The organism is Mesobacillus maritimus, assembly GCF_044803185.1.
Taxonomy (GTDB): Bacteria; Bacillota; Bacilli; order Bacillales; family Cytobacillaceae; genus Mesobacillus_B; species Mesobacillus_B maritimus_B.
The window spans coordinates 3,726,178-3,743,076 of record NZ_CP085225.1; the positions used below are offsets into that span (position 1 = coordinate 3,726,178).

19 protein-coding genes are annotated in these 16,899 nt (G+C 38.8%); 8 read left to right on the plus strand and 11 right to left on the minus strand.

The genetic code is table 11. The annotated features are described in order from the left end of the window. Nucleotides 1-7: 7 nt before the first annotated feature. The 4 genes from LG336_RS18005 to LG336_RS18020 all read right to left on the minus strand — a co-directional run bounded on the left by LG336_RS18005 (nt 8) and on the right by LG336_RS18020 (nt 4,621). The gene (locus LG336_RS18005; RefSeq protein ID WP_404328879.1) at nt 8-1,528 is read right to left on the minus strand and encodes an aldehyde dehydrogenase family protein; all 1,521 of its coding nucleotides are present in this window, start codon (nt 1,526-1,528) and stop codon (nt 8-10) included. Between the two features lie 73 nt (nt 1,529-1,601). Continuing rightward, on the minus strand, nt 1,602-2,495 hold the full coding sequence (locus LG336_RS18010; RefSeq protein ID WP_404328880.1) for a R2-like ligand-binding oxidase: 894 nt from the start codon (nt 2,493-2,495) through the stop codon (nt 1,602-1,604). Nucleotides 2,496-2,587: 92 nt separating this feature from the next. After that, a complete protein-coding gene (locus tag LG336_RS18015) occupies nt 2,588-4,123 on the minus strand; it encodes a long-chain fatty acid--CoA ligase (RefSeq protein WP_404328881.1) in 1,536 nt (511 codons plus the stop codon). 303 nt (nt 4,124-4,426) lie between these two features. Continuing rightward, nucleotides 4,427-4,621 carry a hypothetical protein gene (locus tag LG336_RS18020; protein ID WP_404328882.1) on the minus strand — a complete coding sequence of 65 codons (195 nt, stop codon included), beginning with the start codon at nt 4,619-4,621 and terminating at the stop codon, nt 4,427-4,429. A gap of 208 nt (nt 4,622-4,829) precedes the next feature. Here LG336_RS18020 and LG336_RS18025 point away from each other — a divergent pair, with 208 nt between their 5' ends. Further along, nucleotides 4,830-5,039, plus strand: coding sequence for a hypothetical protein (locus LG336_RS18025; RefSeq protein ID WP_404328883.1), 210 nt, complete (start codon nt 4,830-4,832; stop codon nt 5,037-5,039). Continuing rightward, on the plus strand, nt 5,039-5,290 hold the full coding sequence (locus LG336_RS18030; RefSeq protein WP_404328884.1) for a sigma-G-dependent sporulation-specific acid-soluble spore protein CsgA: 252 nt from the start codon (nt 5,039-5,041) through the stop codon (nt 5,288-5,290). The genes LG336_RS18025 and LG336_RS18030 overlap by 1 nt, the downstream gene beginning before the upstream one ends. A gap of 48 nt (nt 5,291-5,338) precedes the next feature. Here LG336_RS18030 and LG336_RS18035 read toward each other — a convergent pair whose 3' ends face one another. Continuing rightward, the gene (locus LG336_RS18035) at nt 5,339-6,100 is read right to left on the minus strand and encodes a TraR/DksA C4-type zinc finger protein (RefSeq protein WP_404328885.1); all 762 of its coding nucleotides are present in this window, start codon (nt 6,098-6,100) and stop codon (nt 5,339-5,341) included. Nucleotides 6,101-6,262: 162 nt separating this feature from the next. Between LG336_RS18035 and LG336_RS18040 the strand changes: the two genes are divergently transcribed. Beyond that, the gene (locus LG336_RS18040) at nt 6,263-7,387 is read left to right on the plus strand and encodes a hypothetical protein (protein ID WP_404328886.1); all 1,125 of its coding nucleotides are present in this window, start codon (nt 6,263-6,265) and stop codon (nt 7,385-7,387) included. A 45-nt stretch (nt 7,388-7,432) separates the two neighbouring features. Here LG336_RS18040 and LG336_RS18045 read toward each other — a convergent pair whose 3' ends face one another. The 3 genes from LG336_RS18045 to LG336_RS18055 all read right to left on the minus strand — a co-directional run bounded on the left by LG336_RS18045 (nt 7,433) and on the right by LG336_RS18055 (nt 12,493). After that, nucleotides 7,433-7,903 carry a 3D domain-containing protein gene (locus LG336_RS18045; protein ID WP_404328887.1) on the minus strand — a complete coding sequence of 157 codons (471 nt, stop codon included), beginning with the start codon at nt 7,901-7,903 and terminating at the stop codon, nt 7,433-7,435. Nucleotides 7,904-8,104: 201 nt separating this feature from the next. Continuing rightward, nucleotides 8,105-10,171 carry a formate dehydrogenase subunit alpha gene (gene fdhF, locus LG336_RS18050; protein ID WP_404328888.1) on the minus strand — a complete coding sequence of 689 codons (2,067 nt, stop codon included), beginning with the start codon at nt 10,169-10,171 and terminating at the stop codon, nt 8,105-8,107. 159 nt (nt 10,172-10,330) lie between these two features. Continuing rightward, nucleotides 10,331-12,493: a PAS domain S-box protein gene (locus tag LG336_RS18055; protein WP_404328889.1), complete on the minus strand. Its 2,163-nt coding sequence runs from the start codon at nt 12,491-12,493 to the stop codon at nt 10,331-10,333. Nucleotides 12,494-12,772: 279 nt separating this feature from the next. Here LG336_RS18055 and yhfH point away from each other — a divergent pair, with 279 nt between their 5' ends. The 4 genes from yhfH (at nt 12,773) to LG336_RS18075 (ending at nt 14,918) form a co-directional block, all read left to right on the plus strand. Continuing rightward, entirely contained in the window at nt 12,773-12,904 is a 132-nt protein-coding gene (gene yhfH / locus LG336_RS18060; protein ID WP_404328890.1) for a protein YhfH, read from the plus strand. A gap of 1,035 nt (nt 12,905-13,939) precedes the next feature. Beyond that, complete coding sequence (locus LG336_RS18065) at nt 13,940-14,119, plus strand: hypothetical protein (protein WP_404328891.1); 180 nt, start codon at nt 13,940-13,942, stop codon at nt 14,117-14,119. A gap of 11 nt (nt 14,120-14,130) precedes the next feature. Then, the gene (locus tag LG336_RS18070; RefSeq protein WP_404333209.1) at nt 14,131-14,379 is read left to right on the plus strand and encodes a transcriptional regulator SplA domain-containing protein; all 249 of its coding nucleotides are present in this window, start codon (nt 14,131-14,133) and stop codon (nt 14,377-14,379) included. A gap of 26 nt (nt 14,380-14,405) precedes the next feature. Continuing rightward, nucleotides 14,406-14,918: a PaaI family thioesterase gene (locus LG336_RS18075; RefSeq protein ID WP_404333210.1), complete on the plus strand. Its 513-nt coding sequence runs from the start codon at nt 14,406-14,408 to the stop codon at nt 14,916-14,918. Between the two features lie 106 nt (nt 14,919-15,024). On the opposite strand, the gene LG336_RS18080 is transcribed toward LG336_RS18075, so the two are convergent. The 3 genes from LG336_RS18080 to LG336_RS18090 all read right to left on the minus strand — a co-directional run bounded on the left by LG336_RS18080 (nt 15,025) and on the right by LG336_RS18090 (nt 16,070). Then, nucleotides 15,025-15,183 (minus strand): hypothetical protein, encoded by a 159-nt coding sequence (locus tag LG336_RS18080; RefSeq protein WP_404328892.1) that lies wholly within the window; start codon nt 15,181-15,183, stop codon nt 15,025-15,027. A 14-nt stretch (nt 15,184-15,197) separates the two neighbouring features. Then, nucleotides 15,198-15,710, minus strand: a complete 513-nt coding sequence (locus LG336_RS18085) for a DUF3231 family protein (RefSeq protein WP_404328893.1) — start codon at nt 15,708-15,710, stop codon at nt 15,198-15,200. 150 nt (nt 15,711-15,860) lie between these two features. After that, nucleotides 15,861-16,070: a YozQ family protein gene (locus LG336_RS18090; protein ID WP_404328894.1), complete on the minus strand. Its 210-nt coding sequence runs from the start codon at nt 16,068-16,070 to the stop codon at nt 15,861-15,863. 272 nt (nt 16,071-16,342) lie between these two features. Here LG336_RS18090 and LG336_RS18095 point away from each other — a divergent pair, with 272 nt between their 5' ends. After that, nucleotides 16,343-16,516: a XapX domain-containing protein gene (locus tag LG336_RS18095; RefSeq protein ID WP_404328895.1), complete on the plus strand. Its 174-nt coding sequence runs from the start codon at nt 16,343-16,345 to the stop codon at nt 16,514-16,516. Nucleotides 16,517-16,899: the final 383 nt, after the last annotated feature.

Below are 16,899 nucleotides of genomic sequence, written 5' to 3' on the forward strand. Positions count from 1 at the left end.
ACCTCTATCACTCAGAAAAAAGCAACCCGTACCAGTTACGTCGATGGATTTCAGGTACCATCGAAGTATGAACATGCTTTACTTGTGTATAGGCGTCTAAAGAGTGCTTGCCCATTTCTCGACCAATCCCGCTCTGCTTATAGCCCCCAAATGGAGCATCATTCCTCAGCATATGCCAATCATTGATCCAAACCACTCCCGCCTGTAGCTTCCTCGCCACGTCATAAGCTTTATTGACATCACTCGTCCATACACCTGCTGCTAGTCCGTAAATACTGTCATTAGCCATTTTAATGGCTTCATCAACTTCTGAATAACGGATAACCGATAAAACCGGTCCAAAAATTTCCTCTCTCGCTATCTTCATATCATTAGTAACATTCGTAAAAATGGTCGGCTCAATAAAATGTCCCTCTTCACACCCAGGCACCTTCACTTCCCTACCGCCACAAACCAATGTTGCTCCTTCTTGTTTTCCTGCTTCAATATAGGATAGAATGCTCTCCTTTTGTTTTTTAGAGATAACCGGACCAATATCTGTAGCGGGGTCGAGTGGATTACCAGGTTTAATTTTGCTTGCAAGTTTAACCAGCCCTTCCACAACCACATCATGGAGATGATCTGGCACAAACAATCTTGTACCTGATTCGCAAAGCTGACCTGAGTGAAGGAAGACACCAAACAAACTACCAGGAAGCGCAATCGATAAATCGGCATCCTCAAGGATAATATTTGGAGATTTTCCTCCTAACTCAAGCGTTGTATTTTTAATCGTTCCGGCGGATAACTCCATTACCCTACGGCCCACTTCAGTGGATCCTGTAAAGGCTACTTTATCTACTTGTGGATGACGGATAAGGGCTTCTCCTACTTCCCCACCTGATCCAGTTACAACATTAATAACGCCCGGTGGTACTACCTGTGAAATGATTTCAGCTAGTTTTAATGTTGAAAGCGGAGTATAGCTTGCCGGCTTGATGACGATTGTATTGCCCATCGCAAGGGCCGGTGCAATTTTCCAAGTTGCAATTACCATCGGCAAGTTCCAAGGGGTTATTGCTGCACAAACCCCGATTGGTTCACGCCAAATAAAATTATGTGCTGGACCTGGGAAAGGTGGAGATGGAAGTGTTTCAGAAAACTCATACTCTAAGACAAATTTTGCGAGTGTCTGAAATAAATCAACCATTTGTAATATATCGTTCCCGCCAATTCTGCGGACAGTAGCCCCAGAACTAACTGATTCTAGATACGCAAGTTCTTCTCCACACTCAGCAATCGCATAAGAAATATTATAAAGAACATTCGCACGTTCCTTTGGACTCATATTTCTCCATTCGGTGTTGTTAAAAGCTTCTCTTGCCGCTAAAACAGCCTTATCGACATCCTCAACAGTCCCCTTTGCTACTTTTGCTACCAATTGACCTGTTGCCGGATTCGTCACGTCGAAGGTTTCTTCATTACTGGCTGGTTGCCACTGTCCATTTATAAATAAGGGAAATGTTTTTACTTCAGCTTTTACTGTCATCTTGATCCTCCTTTTATTTCTTTAATATATTAATTGTTGGCTATACAGAGTTTTTCAATTTGTGAAAATGCCTTTATAAGACACCCATTTCTGTATCCGAAACGGTGTAGATTTCTTCAATTTTCTTTCCTCGGGCACGCGAAAGAATATCCATCCTAACCGAAAGCTGCTTCATTGTGTAATTCATTGTATCCTCGAGGAGATGGCCAAACTCACTAATATCTCGACCAGCAAAACCTTCATGGTTGATTTTAATCGCTAATGGGGCCAATTCTTGCATTTTTGCTTCTACTAATTCATAGAGATGTGGATGCTCACAAATCAAACGTTGCAACAAGAAGGTACCATAGGCGATATGCCTTGACTCATCACGCTTTAAGTTTTCAATTCCCTTTAATAGTCCCGGCATCAAGCCTAGTTCTTCAAGAGATTGATAGAAAGAATAGTAGCCAGTTTCCGCCATCACTCCCTCGACAAACATGTTATATACTGTCGCAGCCTCCGCAATTGCCTCAGGAGATTGATCATGTTCAAGTCTGCCCATCGCCTCAGGAAGAATTTCATAAAAAATCTTTTGGTACGTATCGGAATGGAAATGGGCTAAATCACCTTTTTCCCCAATTGCATTTAAGACTTGACGGAAAAATTCCGTATGCTTCGCTTCTTCAAATAAGAAGGTTGTGAGAAACATTTCTTCCTCAAGCCTTCCTTCCTTGGCAATTGTCATAATCAACGGAAGTAAGTCAAGCGTAACCGCTTCCTCCCCGGCCTGAAACTGAGAGATTAGCCGTAAGATATCCTGTTGCTGTTCATGCGTCAGGGTTTGCCAATCCTTAGCATCCTGTGAAAAGTCAATGTCGGTCGGATTCCATATCCCGTACTTTTTTGCTTTTTGAAACAGGCGAAATGGGAAAGAATCCTCTAGTAGTCCTCGTTTGCTTGTCGTCAAGATTGTTCTTTTTTCCATCCGTTCATCTCCCTAACATAAAAAATTTATCTGAAGGTAACTCAGAAGTACAAAGGTAACAATGCTAATAAGGCAACTATAAAAGGAGGAACTTACTTTTGATTAGAAGCGGAAATCACGCTAGCAGCATTTTGCCGCAAATGTGTTTTAAGAATCTTTCCTACCCCGTTTCTTGGTAGCGCACCCATAAATAAGATTTGTCTTGGCGTTTTATTTTTAGCAAGATGCTCCTGACAATAGCGTATTAACTCTTCAGCTGATACTTCGTTTCCTTCTTTCTTCACAACACAGGCGACCATTTCTTCACCCATTCTCTCGTCTGGAATTCCAATGACCGACGCCTCTGATACTGCTTCATGACGATTCAGAATTTCCTCTACATCCCGAGGATAGAGATTAAAACCACCACGAATTATTAAGTCCTTTTTTCGATCTACTATATATAAATAGCCATCCTCATCCAGCCTTCCCATATCGCCGGTATGAAGCCAACCGTTCTTTAGAATTTTATCTGTTTCTACAGAGTTATTAAAATAACCTTGTGTCACATTTTCACCACGAACTATGAGCTCTCCAACTTCCCCAACAGGCAATTCCTTCCCTTCGTCGTCGACAATTTTAATCTCAACCCCTGGGATAGGAATTCCGACGGAACCAGGTTTAATTTGAATGCCCTTACGGTGAGCGGTGACAATCGGTGCTGCCTCTGAAAGCCCATAGCCTTCGTAAATATCAGCATTAAATTTCGATTGAAAAGCATTTAACAACACCACTGGTAATGGTGCCGACCCAGAACCAATCCATTCTAGACTGCTTGTATCATACTTATCACCATCTGGATAAGATAGCATTGCATGAATCATTGCAGGAACAGCCGAGAAAGACCTCACCTGATACTTTTCAATCGCAGCAAATACTTCTGCCAGATTAAAATTTGGGAAAATGACTATCGAACCCCCAAGCAACATGGTAATGTTCGAGATGGTAAGTCCGTATACATGGGCCAACGGAAGAACACCAAGAATTGTTCCACGTTCCGTTTCATTATGCTTTGCTGAGTTTTCTGCATTAGTGTAAAGATTTTTATGGGTCAGGAGGACTCCCTTAGGACTTCCTGTCGTTCCTGAGGTATAGAGGATTACCGCTGTGTCGTCCTCAGTTGTTGTAATCGGAAGTTCGGTACTGTCATTTTTATCAACTAAAACATCGTAGAAATTAAGTACTTGATCTCCACTTGGCACATCCACGGTTATAACAGCTGGTTGAACTACCAGGTCACAAACGGCTGTCCGTACCTTCTCGAGAACAAACGAAGAAGTAATAATTGCTTTCACTCCACTGTTTGCGACAATATAATGGATCTCCTTTGGATGTAAGGTAAACATCACAGGTACAATGATTGCCCCTGCCCGATTGATTCCTTGATAGGAGAAAATCACTTCCGGGCAGTTTGGCAAAATCACCATAATTTTGTCTCCCTCAGCAATTCCCTGTTTTCTTAACCCCGCCGCAAACCTGTCTGAAATACGCTTTGTTTCAATATTTGTAAATATCTCTTCTTGGAAATATAACATTGGATATTCACCAAAGTTTTTAACATTTGTTTCAAGCAAGTGGTCAAGCTTCATTCATCCCTCTCCTTTTACCAAAAATAAATGACTTCAGTGGGTTGAAACATTTTGTATATCTGTAAGCGGTTACAATAATAAACTCATGTCCCTCTTGACTCCTCCATCAATATATTTTAAAAATTGAATATTATGAATATTCTATATATGTTTTTGAAACCCTTTTATGTTTTTGTGAATTTTTTCAAAAAACGTTTTAAACATTGTTATTAAATTCCTCTCCAAGTCCTTCACTCTTTAACAAAATAGACATAAAAAAACCCGAACGCAGATTGCGTTCAGGCTCCTATAGGCATTCCAACCTTATACTCTCATCTTGGTTTTCTTTTGCTTTTGCATCACTTCATATGATTTCTCAATGATGTCTGTCAAAACATCGCCCTTATATATTCTACCAATTTTAGTGTTTTCCTGATAATACTCGACAATTTCATCAAGCTTATCAGAAGTCTCCTTTGTAATTCGAACATTCAACTGTAGCCTGTCATTCACAGCCATTTCCGCCTTCACCTCTTGATATAGCACTTGCTAGCATATCGCTAATTAAATGATAAAAATTCGATAGAATTCGCTATATTCTATAACGCTTCTCCATTCTTCTATTTTATCATACAAATCCAGGAATGAAATGGTTTATCCGATACCACTCCCCTCTTGTACATAATTTTTTTACGAACAATGCAGATTAAAGAAAGGAGGTGCTTAGATGAAACCAAATAAACCCGGAAGCAAAGAACTCCCCGACTTTAAAGAATTAGATGACCGTTTGATTGCAGAAGCACCATCAGAGCCTATGCTCGTAATTAAAACAAATCTAGATCCGAAGGACGTAACCGAGGATAATCCCTACTATCGCAACATGGGACTAACCGATACAGAACAATTTCGGGACTATTTTGAGGAGCGGAAAGAATAATGGAACAGACAATTGCTTATCTTCGCGAGATTTTGGCAAACTACACAGAAAAGGATACAATCAGCAATAGGATTTATAGTAAGATTGAAGCTGGTAATTATTCATCCGAAGGGGAACTGGTAAGGGACCTTACCTATGAGGAATCTAATTACCTCAATGAAATTCTTCCATGGGAGATTCAATATGCCCAGAACGAACAAGATGATCAACGTGCTTATCAATTAAATGAGGTATACGAGCTTTTGTTTTAAAGAATGAAAAGGGCCTGTGATTGTAACTCGCAGGCCCTTTTTTATTTATTATTTTTCCTTATCCTCATCAACATATGGGTCATGTTCAAAAGCTGGTAAATCTCCGAAAGACGTCATGATTCCTTCTTCATCAAGCTCTTGTTCGTACCGTTCGTGTTGCTGATTCGGATAAACTTTAATTTCTTTTCCTTCAATGTCTGTGGCTACAAAATTTTCATAATCCTCTACATAACCGATGTTTTCTTGGGACTCATTATACATATCGTTATAGTGATCTGGCGGCTGATAAAAGTCGGATGGTCCTTCTGACGTACCATACCGCGCCACATCTTGCCATGAATCCTCTGCATCATAGGAAACATTTTCATCCTGAAGGTCTTTATCGAATTTCCCAAATGGAGGCATTAACACTCCTTCTTCGATTGGACGATTTGTTGAGATTGTCCTATCTGGAGTGTGCTCTAAGCAATAGATTGTCTCTGGGATGGCTTGTAGACGCTCATAGGATATTTCTTTTCCACACGTCACACATTTCCCATATTCGCCCTTTGACATCGCCTCAAGAGCGTTATTTATATTTTTGAGTTGATACTCATCATGCTCATTTAAGGCAAAATCTTTCTCCCGCTCATATAAAGCAGTTCCTTCATCAGCTGGGTGATTATCAATGCTTGACAACTCACCCATTGCCTCATGATAATGCCCTCTTTCCAAGTCATAATTATCATTGTTTTCAAAACGCTGTTCCAACTCTTGTTTTAAACCTTCCAAATCGTTTTTTAGTGCAGCCAGCTGCTCATTTGTTAGCATATTAGCTACCCCTTTCTATAGGCGGTTTCTTTTTAGTATGGAACAAATTTGCTATTTCATGAATCGAAAACGAAGATGGGCTTTTTCACCAACCTGCCAACTTGGACCCATTCCCAGTATTGTTCATATCTTATAAGAAATACATGAAAGGAGTGGGTGTTTTTGGGTTTATTTTTTAATCAAGGGAGAAATAAAGAAGTTTTTCAAAATAACAACGATAATATAAAAGACAGTAACCAAATTGTTTACCGTGAAAATTTCCTTGAAAGTGTGATAAATGAACAACAGCAATTAAACAAACAATTTGCAGAGAATGCAACAAAGCACGCTGAGAAACATGAAAAATATTCGCAAGCACTTTTAGACCAACTCACCATACAAGACTCACTTTTGCTTGAAATGCACCGAAAGTTACAGTCATATGAAAAAACGACTATTTCCATTCAAGAGCAGCTGCAAGTTCAGGATGAAATAAAAGAACTACTCGAGCGGCATGACGACTTACAGAATATCTTTCATCAAACCACGATGGAGCGATTCGATAACCAATATTCCAATTTCACCGAACGTATGAATAAACACGATACACATGTTATGGATGAAGTTCAAAAAGAAAAAAATCAGATAATGGAGCAACTCAACAAACAAGAGACCCTAGTGATTGAACATATCAACCGAAATCATACTCAATTGAACACAGACCTTTATATAAATCATACACAACTCCTGAGCCAATTAAATCAACGGGAACTTCAAGCTTCTGAACAGTTTGCTCTATATGTTGCAAAGTTAAACGATTATTTCAATCATCACAATCACCAATTCAATGATCAGGCAAATAAACTTGATATTTTGATGGAACAGTTCAACCACCACGATAACCAGCAGACTTCTGGATTTAAAGAACTAAACAACACCATTGAAGAGAATTTTCAGCTTCACGATGCAGCTCTTAAAGAACAGATTGCCCAAAAGGATAACCAGTTAATTGATTATGTATCCAAACTCGATACGAGCTTAATGGAACAGTTCAACGAACAAAACCAACACCTAAAAGAACTAGTTGACCATCAAGATGTACAAAATGAACAGTTAGAACGCAAGCTAGATTTTATTAAATCGACCATTTTTGAACGAGCCGCAGATCTTTCAGAGAAACTGGATGGTCATTTCAAAAAGTTCACTGAATTTTTCGGCAGCCTCTTTTCAAGGTCTGAGAGTAACCAGGTCATTTCATTACCTGAAGAGAAAGAGAACGATAAAGAGGAGAAAATTAAGACACAATAAAATATAAAAGCTGTCCCATAAAGGACAGCTTTTTTTCATTATTATTTATTCTTCAACAATTGCTACTTTTACTTGTTGCCTTCCCCATTCAATCGCATCTTTTTCTTCTGGAATGAAAATGTCAATTTCGTGCCCATTTATTCCTCCACCAATGTCTCCTGCTACAGCATACCCATAGCCCTCAACATACACTTTCGTACCTAATGGAATAATGTCAGGATCTACCGCTATCACCTTTTCCTCAGGATTTTCAAGAAGGTTGATTCCCGTCTTGGTTGTTCCAGAACACCCCTCACATTCTGCAGTATACGCTGTAGCAGCAACCATAATTTGCTCATCAACCTTAATCTCTTCTTTTACAGAAGCCTCTGCAGAGTTACTTGGCTTTACAGGCGCAAATTGTATTTCTTCCATTTTTTTATCGTTATCTATCGTTATTTCTTCTGCCATTGTATTAGTTTCTAATGCCATTGAAATAGCCGCAACAGCAATCAAAGAAAATAGGAACTTTTTCATTTTGTTTGCCTCCTTCGGCTAATTTTATGATAATAATATCGTACCATAACTTTCTAAAAACCAAAGAACAGCCAGGTGTTAATTGAATAACAAACATAACAGCTATATAACAGTCACGTAACAAAAAAACAGAATAATTAGAACTCATAGAACTAAAAAAAGACCTATTCCTCATTGGAATAGGCATTTTCACTTTCACCATTATTCTTCAAGTATTGGTTTTACTTGTACTGCACATGCTTTAAATTCTGCTGTCCCAGAAATTGGGTCAAACTCATTAAGCGTAAGCACATTAGTCGGTACCTCTGACCAGTGAAAACTCATAAACACGAGTCCCGGGACTACTTGTTCAGTGATTTTGGCTTTAACCTTCAATTCACCCCGTCTGGAGCTTACCTCGACGAGACTTCCGTCCATAATACCTAACCTAGCAGCATCTTCAGGATGGATATCGACCGTTTCTTCTTTTTGCCTTATTTTCACACCATCTGCATAAAAACGTGTTTGAGAATGTGTATTATAGGATTCTAAACGCCGCCCTGTTGTTAGAGTGAAGGGATACTCCTCATCAGGAAGTTCCAGTGGAGCTGTATATTCAACAGGAACAAAAGTAGAAACTTTCCCTTCATCTTTTCCATCATGAAATCCTGCATGAAGAATTTTTGTTCCCGGATGATCTTCGTTTGGACATGGGTAATGGATGCTATATTCCTTTTCAAGACGCTCATAAGAAATACCACCATACAATTCCCACGCAAGTTCTCTAACTTCATTCCAAATATCTTCACTTTTTTCGTAATGCATTGGATACCCTAGTCTTGTAGAAAGCTCACAAAGAATTTCCCAGTCCTCTTTCACTTCTGGTCCAGCCTCTACCGCTTTACGAACACGCTGGATTCTGCGATCGGTGTTGGTATAAGTCCCATCTACTTCACCCCATGATTTAGCAGGCAATACAACATCAGCATATTCAGCTGTTTCTGTTAAAAAGATGTCTTGTACAATAAGTAAATCAAGTTTTTTCAAAAGCTCTCTTGTATGGTTCATATGCACATCGGCAAGTAACGGGTTTTCACCAATTATATAGAGTGCTTTTACTTCGCCTTCTTCAATGCGCTCAAAGGTTCTTGTCTGGGTATCACCTATTTTCGGATTGATTTCTCTGTTCCAAGCCGTTTCAAATCGTTTGCGATAATCTTCATCAGCTATGCTAACTGCACCTGTTAACTGGTTTGGTAAGCACCCCATATCCCCTGCGCCTTGTACATTATTCTGCCCACGTAGTGGCATGATTCCTGTTCCTAGGCGTCCAATCTGGCCAGTTAGTAAAGCTAAATTGGCAATATCAAAAACATTATTCACTCCACAGTGATGCTCTGTAATTCCTAATGTATAAGCAATCATGGATTTTTCTGCACTTGCATACTCTCTTGCTGTGTCAATAATATCCTGGGAACTTAGTCCGGTTATCTCAGCAGCAAATTCGGGTGTATACATTTCAACTTGTTTCTTTAATTTTTCGAATTCATCAGTATGCTGGAGAATGAATTGATGGTCATACAGACCTTCTTTAATAATGACATGCATCATCGCATTCATCAGAGCTATATCTGACCCAACATCAATCTGAAGATGACGATGAGAGGATTTCACTATGTCAATTCGCCTTGGATCAACTACAATGACTTTTAGCCCAGCTTTAGCTGCTTTTTTTATCTTATTACCTATAATTGGATGAGCTTCAGTTGTATTAGAACCCATCAAAAGCAATACATTCGCTTCATCAATTTCATCGAGCGTATTGGTTGGAAAACCGCTACCAAATACAGTCGCCAGACCGGCGACGCTTGAAGCGTGTCAAGTACGGTTACAACCGTCAATATTATTACTTCCTATTGCAGTACGCATAAACTTCTGAGTAACAAAATTGGACTCGTTCGTTGTTCTTGCACAGGCAAACATTGTAATGGCCTCTGGACCAAAATCCGTTTTAATAGAGGAAAGACGACTTGCAATGAATTCATAAGCTTCGTCCCATGTTGCTTGAACAAGCTTACCAGCCTTTCGAATCAACGGTGTTTTAAGTCTGCTTGGCGCATGAACATACTTATAAGCAAATCCCCCTTTGACACATGTTTGGCCTTTATTAACTGGAGCTTCTTTGTCGCCCCTTATCTTAACTATTTGGTTGTCAACTATATCTAAGACCAAACCACACCCGGTTCCACAGTAACCACATACAGTTTTGATCTGGGTTGTTTCTCCCATTTCAGGACCTCCCTATTAATAAGTTATTAATAAGATTTTTCTTTACTCTCTAATATTAAGACAATTTAAAGGACGAATGTTGTCTACTTTTCATAAATATATGTCGGTTTTCTTACAATTTTTCCACAAAAAAAAGACGGAGTTCGGTTTCTCCGTCTTCTAGGCCGTTTTGGCTGGTAATAGAATTTTAAAGGTCGTGCCAACATTTTGTTCACTTTCAATATATACCTTGCCATTATGGCTTTCAATAATCTTAAAGGAAACCATAAGGCCAAGACCATTCCCGTTTTTCTTCGTCGTGTAGAAGGGTTCCCCAATCTTTTTAAGTGTTTCTGGCGGAATACCGACTCCTGTGTCCTGAATGGATATTTCAATATTATTGTCGGTTACCTCTGCTCTAACATATAAATCGCCACCAGAAGGCATCGCTTCAATTCCATTTTTAATGAAATTCAAGAACACTTGTTTAAGGCGATTTTCATCACATTCGATTTGTACAATATCTTTGTCCGCATCAAGGTGAAGCATGACATTTCGCTTACGTGCCTCAAATTCAAGCAACGATAAAATATTCTTAAGAATAGGTATGATATTTCTTTCTTCAAGCTCAACCACTTTTGGCTTTGCTAGGACCATAAACTCCTCAACAATATTATTAACCCTGTCGATTTCATCAAGGATAATATCAATAAACTCACGACGTTGCGGGTCTTCTTCATCTAATTGAAGAAACTCAGCATACCCTTTCATCGAAGTAAGCGGATTGCGAATCTCATGAGCGACTCCTGCGGCTAATTGTCCAACAGCTGCCAGCTTATCCTGACGATGCAATAGCTCCTCACTTTGCTTACGTTCCGTTATGTCGCTCCGAATGGCTAAATACTGATAAGGTTTGCCATTGTCCTTTAGAAATGGCACGATGGTGGTGTCTACCCAATAAAAGGAGCCGTCTTTAGCTTTATTGCGAATTTCCCCTTTCCAAACTTCTCCGTTTCCAATTGTTCTCCATAGGTCTTTGAAGAAGCCCTTTGAGTGGAACCCTGAATTTAATATCCGGTGGTCATGACCAATTAATTCCTCACGTGAATATTTAGAGATTTCGACAAACTTATCGTTTACACTTTTTATTATTCCTTTTTCATCAGTAAAAGCAACAATCGCCGACTCATCAATCGCAAACTTATAATCCTTTATTTCCTTAAGTGATTCCCTAAGGCTTGCCTCTGCTGATTTACGGCTTGTAATATCTGAACGAATTGAGACATATTGATAAGGTTTACCTTTTCTGTTTAAAAAAGGAACGATGGTGGTATCGACCCAATAGAAGGAACCGTCTTTCGCCCGATTGCGAATCTCCCCCTCCCACTTTTTACCACTACCGATTGTCGCCCACATTTGTTTAAAAAATTCCTTTGAATGATAACCCGAATTAAGGATTGAGTGGTTTTGACCAAGTAATTCCTCTTCTGTGTACTTTGAAATCTCCACGAACTTATCATTTACATACGTAATATTTCCTCTTGGGTCCGTAATGGCGACAATTGAGGATACATTTAAAGCATCTGTGATATCCTTTAGATTTGTATCACTAACTGCCAGTCGCTTGCTCATTAGCGCACTCGAAGTTATAAGTCCACCCAAAATTACAACGGCGACAAACAAAATGATGTAGCCAATAAATGATTCAGGAATTGTAATTCTATGCACTTGTTCATTTTCAAGTGAGTACAAGGTCGTTGCTCGTGTAAGCAGCAAATGTCCTTCAACGATCGCACCGGTCGTAACGAGTGCTGTCAAAGGTTTTAGCCAAACGTGACTCGATTGAGAAAACCCTTTTGAGTAGAAAAGAATCCAAAAAGAAAAGAAAAAAGAGCTATAAACTAGAACAAGCGCCACAATCAAGATCATTGGTTGATAACGAAAGCCTACGTTCATAGAAAACAAGCCAATAATATGAACAGCTATTACAGCAACAGTCATAAAACCACTACTTATAAACAATTGACGCAGGTTGAGTTCCTTTGCCGATATTGCTAAGAAAGCCATGGCAGAAAAAATAATTCCCAAAAGTATGGCCAATATATTTATAGGTACTTGAAAAGTCATATCACCGTGTACATTCAGGGACAGTATTCCGAAAAAGTTCAAGATCCATATTCCCATGCCTAGTGAAAAAGATGCACCAACAAAAAGAAAGCGTTTATTTTTCAAAGAAGTTTTTACTAAAAAAAATAAATCCAACGCTGTATAGGAAGCCATCAAGGTTAGGACAATTGCAACCAATAATAAAACAGGGTTAAATGATAGTTCTAGTGTTTCCATATTCAGCATCATTCCCCATAGTGTAGTTAACTTGATTGTAGAACAAACCAGAAGAGATGGAAAGTGAAAAATACTGGTTTTGTAATAATTTAGCCACATTTTTACCTTGACAAATAAATAATTATTACTTTTAAATTTCCTCTTGCACTCCAAGAATATATATTTCAGAATTTTTTTAATAAAAGCCTACACAAAATTGTTTTTTTTGTTTATACTGTACTATAACAGAACGACATAAAATATAATTGTATTACAAAAGAAAAGGGAGAGGATATATTTATGATGAGTCCAGTAGAATTTTTTAGGACATTGCCAAAAAAGGTTTGTCCAGAGTGTGGTCAACATGTGGAAGAACAAGCAGAATCCTACTTAATGGAATGCGAACGCTGTCTAGCTAAAAAAATGGAGTAGCTTATTCAACAACACCCCACCTTTATTGATGGTGGGGTGTTACTTTGTATTACATAACAAAAAAAGCCCCAAAGTGGAGCTTCATTCTTTAACACTTTAGGAGACCCAACCATGGCACCAGCTAAACTTCCATGAGCGCCTAGTTATGAAAATTCCTAATCAAATCTTCATATTAGCGATTCAGCCGATGTATGCTGTTCCGCGGAAGAATATTTCTTCGCTTTTAGATTGGTAAAAAAGTGAAGTAATCTCCCTCTTTGTTACGGGCTAAAATCACCGCAAGACTCATCTTTGTTACAGTTGTAATTGATTGTATTAGTATAATCTGGAACTCAAAGGCCATGGAGGGCGATTTAAATTTCCCATTAAACCGTAGGCACCTACTCAAAAGGTCTACAATACTTCTTCTCCTATCCGAATCATTCCTTAATGCCTCTTTTTCCCTTTCCGTTTTCTTCAAATTTTTTTGAAGAAAAGTTTAACCTTATTCTCCCAAATTCTGTTTTTTAGTGACATTCCCGTGATGGAACCTTTTTAAAATTTCATCAGGGACTTACTTTAAAAATAGAATTCTTTTGGTTAAGAGCTTATATCCTGCGTATGGTACCCTTGATAGGCAGAACTTTTACTCCCTTCCATTTGGATCATAAGCACCGGAATTAGGATTGGCTAGGTCACGAGAACTTTTCGGTATTTGATAAAGTACTTTTTGCTTTGTTTAAAAGTTTTAAACATCGCATGAGAACCTTTCGCCTTTGGAACACCTCTAATGCAACCGCTTACAAACTAGTAATATAAATGTTCTGCGTTCACTACTTCGGAACGAACAATTATGGTTGAGCCTCCTAAAGTGTTAATTTATTTATTTTTTCTACATCTTTATTATAACCCGGATTAGAAACTGTAACTAACCTTATTGTGACAAATTAGTGAATAGTTCTGAATTACCCTACTTTTCCGAGGAATAAATAATCAGCTACCTAGAATAGGCATTAGCCCAACAGTAAATGTTAATTCATAAAGGAGTTGTTTTAATTGAACCCTAAAAGACAAGAACCAAAAGAGAAAAAACTAGACCCTCCAAGTTCTTTAGGAGGAATGTCTCCAAACGCAAGTGAAATTCCTGGCGAATCCATTGATGAACATCGAAATATTGAAACAGCAAACATCTTGCTAACAGGTGATGAAATACGACAACAAAATGAAAATCTTTAAGGAGGAAAATGATGGAAACTCTTGATCCAACACAAATACAATCAGGTGATGAGGTTTACGTTATCTATCGAAACCCTCATGTCCCATCGGTTGCGAATATAAAAGCCGCTGAAATCGTTCCACACCCTAAAGATGCTAATGCTTTAGCGTTATTTATCAATGAAACCTTCCATACAATAGAAGATGATGATGCTTTATTCGCCAATGAAGAAGCGGCCAAACAGGCCTACGAGGATGTATACGGCACAGAAGAATATTGATTAAACCATCTCCCCTCTCACTGAATATGTTAAAATATTCTAAAAAGGAGGGGGTTCTTTTGAAAAAAGTTGAGAATGCCATTCAAGACCACTATCCAGACGATTATGCTTGGTGTTACGGGTGTGGGCGTTTAAACAAAAGCGGTTTTCATTTTCGAACGGGTTGGGACGGCGAGAAAACAGTGACCGTTTATCAACCAGATGAAGTTCACATGGCCATACCCGGTTTTGTATATGGTGGAGTTGTTGCATCACTAATTGATTGTCACGGGACAGGCTCTGCATCGATTTACTTACACCGAAAGAATGGCTACGAAATCGGAGATGGAACGGAACCACCTCGTTTTGTGACAGGATCTTTAAAAATAGACTTCAAAAAACCTACACCTCAACATGTGAAATTAACTGCGGTCGGAAGAGGAGAAGAAATTCATCCGAAAAAATGGAAGATAGTTACTGAGGTTTATGCGGAAGAAACCCTTGTTGCTACTGGAGTAGTTATTGCAGTTGTTGCTCCTAGTTCTTTTACAACTAAATAAAAAAGTGCATAAACTTGTTTTCATCTCATTGTTTCAGACCAAGTCTGCTTTCAAATCAGAACTTCCAAATATCCAAAAAGGCTGTCAAAAAGACAGCCTTTCCTTTTTATAAATCAGATCTCATGCCAGGTTCATCTTTTCCACCAGTATCGTTTCCAGTGGTCGCAGTATACCCCACTCTGTATACAAAATCTTTCTTTTGCTTTAGAGCATCAGGCATCTTATACTGTGACTCATTGCTTTGAAACTCACCTTTTTTGGACAATGTTATCCTCCTTCCTAGCAATCGGTTTTATCAATATGAAGTGGTGGAGGTACAAGCCATCCCTTGTCTTTTAAAAGCCTTAAAGCCTTAGTTGCTAACTGAGCTTTTTTAGCATGGAAATCCGCATACATCGTTGCGATGTCTTCACGAATGCATTGTCCCATAACTGTGCTACAGCTGATTAATCCTGCAGCTAAATCCCCACTCACTTTCATCGCAATTTCCTGATCTAAGAACCTAGCCCCGGCTGGAATATTTTCAATACAAGCATTCGGGCGCTCCGGTGGCGTCGGAGGCATTCCTACACCGTGTTCTTTAAGTAAGGTCTCAATTTCCTCGATTTCTGGCCGACTACAATCATTAAGAATATCTTGAATGAGTTTCTTCAAGTCCTCATCACCAGTTTGATTTAACAATGTCTCATATGCTGCAACAGAAGCCTTTGCAGCACTTAAATGCACCCATGTGGAATAAACCTCTCCATAGTGCATCGGTTCTTCTTTAGGATTCCCACTTAGAATGCCCATAAACAACCTCCTTAGAAAGTACATTGCCTTGCCTATTTTCATAGAGGCAATCATATTATTTGTTTTAAGGTTACTTTCATGTTAGGGAATGAAAGACAATTTCTCCATAGAAAAAACAAAAAACACCTTCATAAGAAGGTGTTTTAAACATCATTCATATCCTTTACGAGGAATTTCTATTTCGTTTCCATCATCGGTATTATCAATCGTCCCTTTAATTTCCCCTTCATAATATGCATCGCTAACTTGTTCATGAGTTTGAGCAAGACCGGAGGATAACTCATCCTGTCGCTCATAATCTTCTGTATGATATTGTCTACCTGCTATTTCTAATGAATCTTTATTATCTTTTTTAACCATCACCATTCCTCCTTTCTGCACCTATTGTTACTTTTCGCTTTTACAGGAAAACCATACAATGAAATTTTTGCAGAAAAAATTAAATTGAACATAGTTATCGATGGGGTACATCAAAATTCTTGTTCCTCCATTTAAATTGCTTAACTTGTACTACAGGTAAAATTCACCAAACCTTAACGAAGTCTTTTACTTTACCATTAATTTTTCATTATGGAAAAAACCTTTTTGAGGGACAATAACAGAAAAGAAATTACAAAGGCGGTGAAACTTGCATGAGGGAACTAATCTTGGCTTTATTTGCTGGAGTCATAGTTGGAATTGTATTTAAATTCATCAAACTCCCACTCCCCGCTCCCCCTGTTTTACCTGGTGTTATTGGAATTGTCGGAGTTTATCTTGGTGGTGTTGCGGGTAGTTGGATTCTTCAACAATTTTTCCAAGGCTGACTTACTCCACGGGGCAAGCCCGCGTGGGTTCTCACATATAGTTTCTCGTAAGCGTACATGAAGACTAGCTTCCATAAGCGTTACGCACTAGCTATAGGGGTGAAAACCAACAAACAAGCAGTTCGCTGACCACACATCCATAGGGCAAGTCCACGTGGTTTTACGGGCAAATTCTATATCTAATCCATAATCGGAACGCTAGACTAGACCTTTTAGCGTTCCTGTTTCATTTTAGAAGAAGGCCTATTTAGACTATGGCTATCCCCATTCATCCCCCACTAGCTCCTCTCCCTTTTTCGGACTCATCACTCCTAACCTAACCGGTAAGTTTGAACGAAATGTGACGGTTTCAAAATCTTTTATATAAATCAAAAAATGTTCAT